Raw genomic sequence first — 7,711 nt, 5'->3', positions numbered from 1 at the left:
GCCGATGGCAGGCATCGAATAAACCTAAACGGGCTAAGCCGGACGCTCTCATGACAAAATGTTCGACGACACCGTCGCGTTGCTTCCCGATCGACACGGCCGCAGAGAGCCATTTGTTGCCTATACTGGCGTAACGACTCACAGGTGTAACGATGGTGGATATCGGACAATACCGAGATAGCGCAACTGTCATCGGCGTGCTGATTGCTTCGCTCTCGCTTGCGGTGACGGCGTTCGCAAACTTCTTTAATTACCGGACGAATCGAGCAAAGCTTTGGCTAGACGTGCGCACGGCGTTCGGACGGCACGACGAGGTGCATAGCAAGTTGCGGGTGGGCGGAGATTGGTTCGGCTCTGACACGCACCCGAGCAGCCCCAGAGAACTTGCAGATGTTGAGGCATACATGGGCTTGCTTGAATACTGCGAAATTATGATGAGTGACCGTTTCATCGACGAGGGTACGTTCAAGCGGCTTTTCAGTTATCGGCTTGACAACATACTTGCAAATCGAAAGATCTTTGCCAGAATTTCAGACCAGAGCGAGTATTGGACGGACTTCCTGAAGCTTTGTGCGAGGATGGAAATCGACCTGAATCGACACGGGGCTGCGTGCGATGACCGCATGCAGACTAACTCGGAAGAAAAAACTCAGGAATGATTGCCTCAATATCCGCAGAGCGCCTTATGCATGAAACTATTGTTAAAAAATAGGCTTCCGGCACTCTTAGCGCTCCTCTTCTTGCCCATCGTGATCTGCTTGCAATGCTGCGATACCGTTCGGATTCGACACGATGATGTGCGCCGCCCCTAAAGATTCTTCGTGGAGCGTCGGCTTTTAGAACCTAGCCGCCGCTTGAGTGGCCACTCTGCGCCGATGCCCGAGGACCGCTTGTGGCCGGTAACAGCGCTCGATGCCTCGCAATGGACGTTTAGCGCGGGTCTAAGGCCAGCGATACGACAGCACGCGGTCGTTCGGGTATGCAAGCTCCCTGACCTCCTCAAGCTGATTGCCCCCGAGCAGATTGACGTTATCTGCATCGATTCGAAGAAACAGCCCAACATGCCCCTTCCAGTCGACCGCGTCATCAGCGGTGAGAACTGCAACACATCCATATCTCGGTTGACTAAGAGGCCGTCCCCACGTGAGCCAAGACCGTGCTAACGCTGAGCCCGTGCCACGAAGGCCGGATTGCTTCATGCACCAGTTGAGAAACGATGAGCACCATGCGATTTTGTCGTCGTAGCCCGCAAGCTGCGTGCACTGGTTGTATTCCGCTATTCGAGGATTGCACTCTCCCACACCGAAACGCCTGACGCCTTTCTCCTGAAGCGCGACACGTAGCCATACGGGGACATCGAGGTTCGTTGCTTGTAAGTTTTCGCTCATCAGCGTCTTCCGTACCATTGCTTTTCCCCGGGGCTCGTCGAGTGCGTCTCGCGCCTTGGAGAATGGCGATTTCACCAGTGCGCGCCCACGGCAGGAGCCCGGAGCGGCCGTCCTGTCAACGCAATTCAAAAAACAACGCGCTTAACCGCGTTTGCAGAATCAGTGATGTCCCGCCCAAAACCGGCGACCGTGTTACAAGCAGTCAAGCCGATCAGTGCCGCAATCATCGTCAACACGAGTACAAAACGCCCGACCATTTCCTTCTTCCTCATGCCAGTGTGTGTCTATAAAACGCGCGCCCGCTGCGGCGTTAAGTGATATCGCCATAGCGTTTTCGGGTTTCTTGCTGGTGCGAAACGGCTTTCCTGTCATGCCGTCTGTTTTCCGTGCCGATCAAACTCGAATGACGAGATCCGTACACTTCGCGACGTTGTCGTCGTCGCTGAGCAGGCGCAGTGGCTCCGTGATGGCTTGCGCCACGAGCATCCTGTCAAATGGATCTCGATGGATATCTGGCAGCTCGCGAACTGTTGCAGCGTGCGCCGCTGTTACTGGTAGTTCGCGAAACCCCGCGTCCGCCATGCGTGCGACTAGCTCCTTTACATCGGCGTCCAGCTTCCCGAGTGCCGATTTGATAGATATCTCCCAAATGCTCGCGGCGCTGACGAACACGGCGTCGGCGTTGAGCATCGTTGCTTCGGCACGTTTGGAAAGCCTTTTATCGCCGCTCATCGCCCACAACAAAACGTGTGTGTCGATCAAAAGACGCATCAACGACCCTCGAATGTCGCCAAAACCTCGTCGGGCAACGGCGCGTCGAAGTCGTCAGCAATCTTGATTTTTCCCTTCATCAAACCGAAGCGAAGTTTCGGCTTTTGCTCCACTGAAACTAGGCGTACTACCGGCGTTCCGGCCTTCGCGATCACGACTTCTTCGCCGCTGACGGCTGCCTCTATGAGGCGCGAGAGCTGCGACTTCGCTTCATGGATGTTCACGGTTTGCATGAGTCCTCCGTTGGTTAGCTTAGTCTAGCCAAACCACCGTCAGATTGCAACGCGGGCGACGCCGCGTGCTTCGATGCCGGCGGAACACGGGCTATATGACGGCGTTGTGAAAGCACGGCTAGCCGGGCCGACCACGAGCGAAATCGGGCACCGGGGTGACCTAAGGGTGTTAAGGACGCACGAAAAAGCGCAGCTTTCGCTCTCGCAAGAAGCAAATTTCTAGTCACCATGTTCATGCCGGCACCGGGCAATTGCCAAGCGGGGCGCTGGCGCAAGGCGCGTTAGAAACGACTCCGCTGCCTTGACAAGCCCCCTTTTCGGGCAACACTGGCTCGTCAACAATCCGCTCCCTCGGGACGGGTCGGTGAACAGAAAAAACGATGAAAACGCCTGCTCAGGCGTCCACGAACATAACGAGGTCTGGTTTGAAACAGTCGTCTGCTGTATTGCCGTCCATCCGCCTTTCCGCTTTGACGGCCTTGACGGTCGCCGTGCTCGCCGCATGCGGCGGCGGCTCGGGTTCCTCCGATTCGAACAGCACAGGAAGTTCGACCGGCACCGGAGGCTCAAACAACACAGGGAGCCAGAGTGGCACGCCAGCCGCGTCGCAGAAGGCGAGCTTCCTGCCACCGGCATCCACGGCGCAGAGCGTTGTTGCCACAGGCGACCCCATCGCCGACAGCGTCGCTTGCCTCAACGCCATAAGGCATAACGTCGGCTACACGACCGCGCTGTTGGTCGATAAAGGGCTAACGACGTCGTCGCAAAACCATGCTGTTTATCTTGCCGACAACTCGATTTTGAGCCACAACGAGACGGCTGGTCATCCTGGATTCACCGGTGCATCCCCGGGAGTCCGCATCGACGCACAAGGCCGCTACACGACTTGGGGCGAGGTCACAAGTGCCGGTGATGTACGCGCATTCACCGACTCTCTGGTGGGCGTCAGGGGCCTGTTCGACGCGCCCTATCACCGAATCATCATGCTCGACAACTTCGCCAGCATGGGGGTGGGCAGCGCCTCAAGCTCGACGTGGGGGGCGTTTAACATCGACTTCGGCAATCAGACCTCGGCCCTCAGCAGCACGCAAGTCATCGCTTATCCGTACCCGAACGAGACGGACGTTCCGACGGATTGGTATGTCAACGAGATTCCAAGCCCCTTCGCCTCCGCCCCGCAGTACAACCAGACGTACACCGGGTATCCGATCACCATTCAGGGGAGCATGTTTTCCAAGTTGAGTTCCGTGAGCTATACGGTCACGGACAGCGGCGGGAATGCCGTGCCGTGTCAGCTTCAGACTTCAGCCAACGATACCGCGCTGACGAACGCCGCGATGTGCGTTCCGTTCAAGCCGCTCAACGCGAGTGCAACGTACAACGTGCATGTCGTCGGCGTTCTAACCGCGATGGGCGTGACCGGAACGCAGACCAGTCCGCTCGATCTCACCTGGTCGTTCACTACCAAGGCCGCGAGCACAACGAAGGCCCAACGGTTGAACGGTGGCGGTATTCGTCCGCCAGCGGTCCTTTAAGAGCCGCTTCCATAAAGTTCACGGCTTTCAGCGAGGCCCACGTGGCATCCCGCCTCCTGCTTGCCGTGCTCGACCTATAACCGCATCGAGGGCACATGCAAAGCCACATTGCGCCAGTTGTAGTCACAGCGCTATTGCTTGGTATCGTCGCGGTCATTGCCAGCAAGGTAGCCGCGAAGCCGCGATATAGGGCTGTTCCCCTGCTGACCGGCAACGAGAAGGAGTTCTTCGAGCGGCTTCGTCGGGCGCTTCCAGAGGCGTTGGTCTTTCCGCCGGTCGCGATGTCAGCGATTATCCAGCCGCTCTTCAACGGAAAGCAGCGCACCATCGACTTTCGACGGATCTCGCAAAAGCGGGTGGACTACGCGGTCTACGACAGGCAGCTTGCGCTCGTTGCTGTTGCTGAGCTCGATGACAGGACGCACGACGCCGCGCGTGACGCCGTGCGCGACGGATATCTCGCAAGCGCGGGCGTCCGGACCGTCCGCTTCCAGTCGAAGGCGAAGCCGGACGAGAAGGGAATCCGCGCTGCGCTCTACCCTCCCGAGACGCGCGTTCAAGCAACCGAACGTTCCTCTTTCTTCTCTCAGGTGTGAAGCGGCGGCAGGTTCCTTGACTTCGCGGTGGTGTCGATAGGCTGGTTTGTGACGCGAACGAACTCGCGTCGCTATCGTCACCTAAGCGAGGTCCCATGGAACCCAACAAGAAAGAACCCGTCGATGCGATCAAGCTGGTCAAGTCGCTCATCGACGTCATTCAAGCATCCTTTGCGACCGCGTGGAAAGCGGTCCTTCTCCTCGGCGGTGCTGTTTTGATCGCCTACTGCTATTTCGAAAGCATCGTGCCCGAGGGTTTGTCGCTCGGCGATGCCTTCTTCCTCGCCTCCGCCGCGTTCTCATTCACTTGCATTGCGCTGATTGGCATCGGCTTCGGTGCCTTCGCGGCGTTGTGGGCGCTCAAGCTTGTCGTCGTCGCAAACAACTTCCGCCTCAAGCGGCGCGGGGAGCCACCGGCAGCTTCGCTGCATCGCGCAGTCGATAACGGAGCAACAGTCTTCATGTCGTTGATCGCTACGATCGCGTTTATCTCCACGTTGTTCTTTCTGAGAGATCAATCGTCCGATGCGCGGATGCACGCGACGTTGTTGTTTTTCGCGGCCGCCGGCCTAATCGGCGGGATCCTGCTGCTCATCGTCCCCACCACGGCACAGCGACCCAGCATTCGCCTGACCGTGAGCTTCCTTGCGATGACGCTCTTCGGTCTACTCGTAGCAACCCGCCCCGCCTTGTTGAATCTGGCAATGGTCAACCTCGGCGTGCGCTCGGCGCCCGGTCACGTCGTCGTCTTCTCCGACGCTGAACACACGGAGTTGGCTGCGATCGCGACGGCGAGCGGAGTGAAGGCGCAGTTCTGCAAGCTTCCGACCACGGACAAGTGGGGGACGCGCGATGCCCGCGCCGTGTGGCATGGCGTGGGCGGCAGTTCCTACGTTCGGCTCTTCGATGAAACAAACGGGTCGCGAGACGTCCTCGTGCGGGCAAACCGCGCGGATGTTGAGGTGATCCGCGGGGAGCGGACCGGCTTCGACTGCCCTCCGAAGGTGGCCGCTGCTTCGGCCGGTAAGGCGTCATGACGCGCATCTACGCAACGCTCAGAAAGCGCTACACCACGCAGGCACTGAAAGACATGGGCTTCGTCAAGGACGGCGGGCTGATGGTGCGCGCGGGGCGATGCGTCGGATTCGTGCGCAGGCATCAAGCCTCGATGGAGTGTGGTGGCGCGTGACGCCCTTGGAGCGCCGATGGCGTTAGCGGTCGGCGAGATGAAAGAGCATCAAAAAAGACGCCTCTTTCCGGTCCTGCCGTCGTTTCTTGGTCGGTAGCCTTGATATCGCCTTGGGAGAGTTGGCCGCGTCGCCAACAACCTCCCCGGCACGTAGCACCCCTGCCCCTTGACTCCCGGCTCCAGACGGCGGCCGACACGTCCCTAAACGCGCGCAGGACCCGGCTCGCTGGAGAGAGTCGGTGTAGTACCGAATTCGAGAAGCCTTTCACACCGGCCGCTGCCCTGGCTGACACAACGACGCCAGACACGCTGAGCCGATGTTGCGAGGCACAGAAAGATTTTGATTAAAGGTCCGCTTGGCCGTTGAAGCCAACACAAAAGACCACACGAACAACAACGAGGAAATATGAAGCTCAAAATGATCGGCGTGGCCGCCCTGTCCGTTTTCGCGCTGTCCGCTTGCTCACAGATGCAGCCGGGCGCGCAATCCGCCAAGACGGCGGCGACCGGTTCCGCTGCTGGCGAAGCGTCGCAAAACGCCAACGCAGGCCTGCAGCACTGCACGGCGCCGCTCGGCACCGTCGCCATCGTCGAAGATACAGAAGCGCCGTGGTACGGCCTTCTCACCGGTCAGTACCAGCTCGGTTCGACGGTGCCCGTCCTGAAGCTCCTCGTTCAGCAAAGCAACTGCTTCGTTATCGTCGATCGCGGCCGCGCGCTCGGCACTGCGATGGGTGAACGCTCGCTGAACGCATCGGGCGAACTGCGCAAGACCTCGAAGATGCACAAAGGCCAGATGGTCGCGGCCGACTACACGATCAGCCCGACCGTGACATTTAGCAACCGTGACGCGGGCGGCGGCGCAGCGGGCCTGCTCGCATTCGTGCCCGTGGTTGGCGGTGTGCTCGCCGGTGCCGCCGGCACGATGAATGCACAGGAAGCGTCGACCATGCTGACGCTCGTCGACAACCGCTCCGGCGTCCAACTCGCGGCCGCCGAAGGTTCGGCGCGTAACGTCGACTTCGGCATGCTCTCAGGCGTGTTCGCGGGCGGCTTCGGCGGCGCTGGCGCTGCGGGCGGCGGTGCGTACGCACGGACTGCGCAGGGCAAGGTCGTCGTCGCTGCATTCACCGACTCGCTCAACAACCTCGTCGGCGCAGTTCGCCAGTACCGCGCGCAAACGTCAAGGGCGGCCTCGGCAATGGCGGCGCTCTGGTCGTGAACTAATCGAGCGAGGGGCGGGAGGCAGCAAGGACCTCCGCTCCGTCAAGGATCCATCCAAGCGGCCGTTATAACGGTCTCGTCGAACCATCAAGGAACCCAACATGCGCCTCTTTCTCGCCATCATCATGCCGTGGCTACAGTTCTTTACGATCGGCCGCCCCATCGCCGGGATCCTCTGCCTGCTGTTGCAGATCTCGATCATTGGCTGGCTGCCCGCCGCTATGTGGTCCGTTTTCGCACTCGGTCAGTACAAAACCGATCGCAAGATCGAACGGGCGCTCGCTAGCCGCGCCTGAAGCACGTCTTATGGGCCGCCGCTGCAGCGAGAGCTTCGCGTCGGCCGTTATTGTTAGATGGGTAGGATCATGCGATACGCGATCAACGTTGGACGGCTTCTGTTACGACGACGGATTACGTGGCAGACATTCAAGTACTCGCTTCGCGCGCGCCCAATTGCTGTTGCCGGCCGCGCTGGTTGCTACGTCGTTGACCCGGACTTCGACGAAGAAACGATGCTGTGACCGTTCTACGTCAGAGTCCGACTTCGTGGGTCCCATGTCTGGTGCCATCGACAATGCGACGCTGCTGTCGCATCACTCTCTCAACTCACCGATGAGAATTTCGCCGTCGACGTCATTCGCAGCCGCCACCTGTCGAGCGACCACCATCAGTTCATCGTCAGTCAAAGTGGAGTGCTCTTGCGTCGTCAGCAGCACGCCGACGCCGTTCGAACCTGCTTCCGACGTGCCGCGCGTCAAACAAGGTGAGAGCAGCG

General features: G+C 59.6%; 12 protein-coding genes. 7 read left to right on the top strand and 5 right to left on the bottom strand.

Annotation, left to right across the window (positions count from 1 at the left end; genetic code table 11):
- Positions 1-152: 152 nt before the first annotated feature.
- The gene (locus BG57_RS30280) at positions 153-659 is read left to right on the top strand and encodes a hypothetical protein (protein WP_035970883.1); all 507 of its coding nucleotides are present in this window, start codon (positions 153-155) and stop codon (positions 657-659) included.
- 282 nt (positions 660-941) lie between these two features.
- On the opposite strand, the gene BG57_RS30275 is transcribed toward BG57_RS30280, so the two are convergent.
- The 4 genes from BG57_RS30275 to BG57_RS30265 all read right to left on the bottom strand — a co-directional run bounded on the left by BG57_RS30275 (position 942) and on the right by BG57_RS30265 (position 2,392).
- Positions 942-1,388: a TIGR02594 family protein gene (locus BG57_RS30275; protein ID WP_035970886.1), complete on the bottom strand. Its 447-nt coding sequence runs from the start codon at positions 1,386-1,388 to the stop codon at positions 942-944.
- A 125-nt stretch (positions 1,389-1,513) separates the two neighbouring features.
- The gene (locus BG57_RS32860; RefSeq protein ID WP_206539445.1) at positions 1,514-1,660 is read right to left on the bottom strand and encodes a hypothetical protein; all 147 of its coding nucleotides are present in this window, start codon (positions 1,658-1,660) and stop codon (positions 1,514-1,516) included.
- Between the two features lie 121 nt (positions 1,661-1,781).
- Entirely contained in the window at positions 1,782-2,159 is a 378-nt protein-coding gene (locus BG57_RS30270; protein WP_035970881.1) for a type II toxin-antitoxin system VapC family toxin, read from the bottom strand.
- Entirely contained in the window at positions 2,159-2,392 is a 234-nt protein-coding gene (locus BG57_RS30265; RefSeq protein WP_035970879.1) for a type II toxin-antitoxin system Phd/YefM family antitoxin, read from the bottom strand. The genes BG57_RS30270 and BG57_RS30265 overlap by 1 nt, the downstream gene beginning before the upstream one ends.
- Positions 2,393-2,817: 425 nt before the next feature.
- Here BG57_RS30265 and BG57_RS32135 point away from each other — a divergent pair, with 425 nt between their 5' ends.
- The 6 genes from BG57_RS32135 to BG57_RS30235 all read left to right on the top strand — a co-directional run bounded on the left by BG57_RS32135 (position 2,818) and on the right by BG57_RS30235 (position 7,232).
- Positions 2,818-3,927, top strand: a complete 1,110-nt coding sequence (locus BG57_RS32135; protein WP_075583256.1) for a CAP domain-containing protein — start codon at positions 2,818-2,820, stop codon at positions 3,925-3,927.
- A 95-nt stretch (positions 3,928-4,022) separates the two neighbouring features.
- Positions 4,023-4,523, top strand: coding sequence for a DUF2726 domain-containing protein (locus BG57_RS31340; RefSeq protein WP_052006105.1), 501 nt, complete (start codon positions 4,023-4,025; stop codon positions 4,521-4,523).
- Between the two features lie 95 nt (positions 4,524-4,618).
- Complete coding sequence (locus tag BG57_RS30245; protein WP_035970872.1) at positions 4,619-5,560, top strand: hypothetical protein; 942 nt, start codon at positions 4,619-4,621, stop codon at positions 5,558-5,560.
- Positions 5,557-5,712 carry a hypothetical protein gene (locus BG57_RS33220; RefSeq protein WP_160174775.1) on the top strand — a complete coding sequence of 52 codons (156 nt, stop codon included), beginning with the start codon at positions 5,557-5,559 and terminating at the stop codon, positions 5,710-5,712. The genes BG57_RS30245 and BG57_RS33220 overlap by 4 nt, the downstream gene beginning before the upstream one ends.
- Positions 5,713-6,118: 406 nt before the next feature.
- Positions 6,119-6,934: a CsgG/HfaB family protein gene (locus BG57_RS30240; protein ID WP_229754136.1), complete on the top strand. Its 816-nt coding sequence runs from the start codon at positions 6,119-6,121 to the stop codon at positions 6,932-6,934.
- 103 nt (positions 6,935-7,037) lie between these two features.
- Positions 7,038-7,232, top strand: a complete 195-nt coding sequence (locus BG57_RS30235) for a hypothetical protein (RefSeq protein WP_035970871.1) — start codon at positions 7,038-7,040, stop codon at positions 7,230-7,232.
- 297 nt (positions 7,233-7,529) lie between these two features.
- On the opposite strand, the gene BG57_RS33600 is transcribed toward BG57_RS30235, so the two are convergent.
- Positions 7,530-7,711: hypothetical protein (locus BG57_RS33600; protein ID WP_035970870.1), on the bottom strand; the 182-nt coding region annotated here is incomplete at its 5' end.

The sequence above is a fragment of the Caballeronia grimmiae genome (genome assembly GCF_000698555.1).
GTDB lineage: Bacteria > Pseudomonadota > Gammaproteobacteria > Burkholderiales > Burkholderiaceae > Caballeronia > Caballeronia grimmiae.
This window is presented reverse-complemented; position numbering and strand designations above follow the sequence as displayed.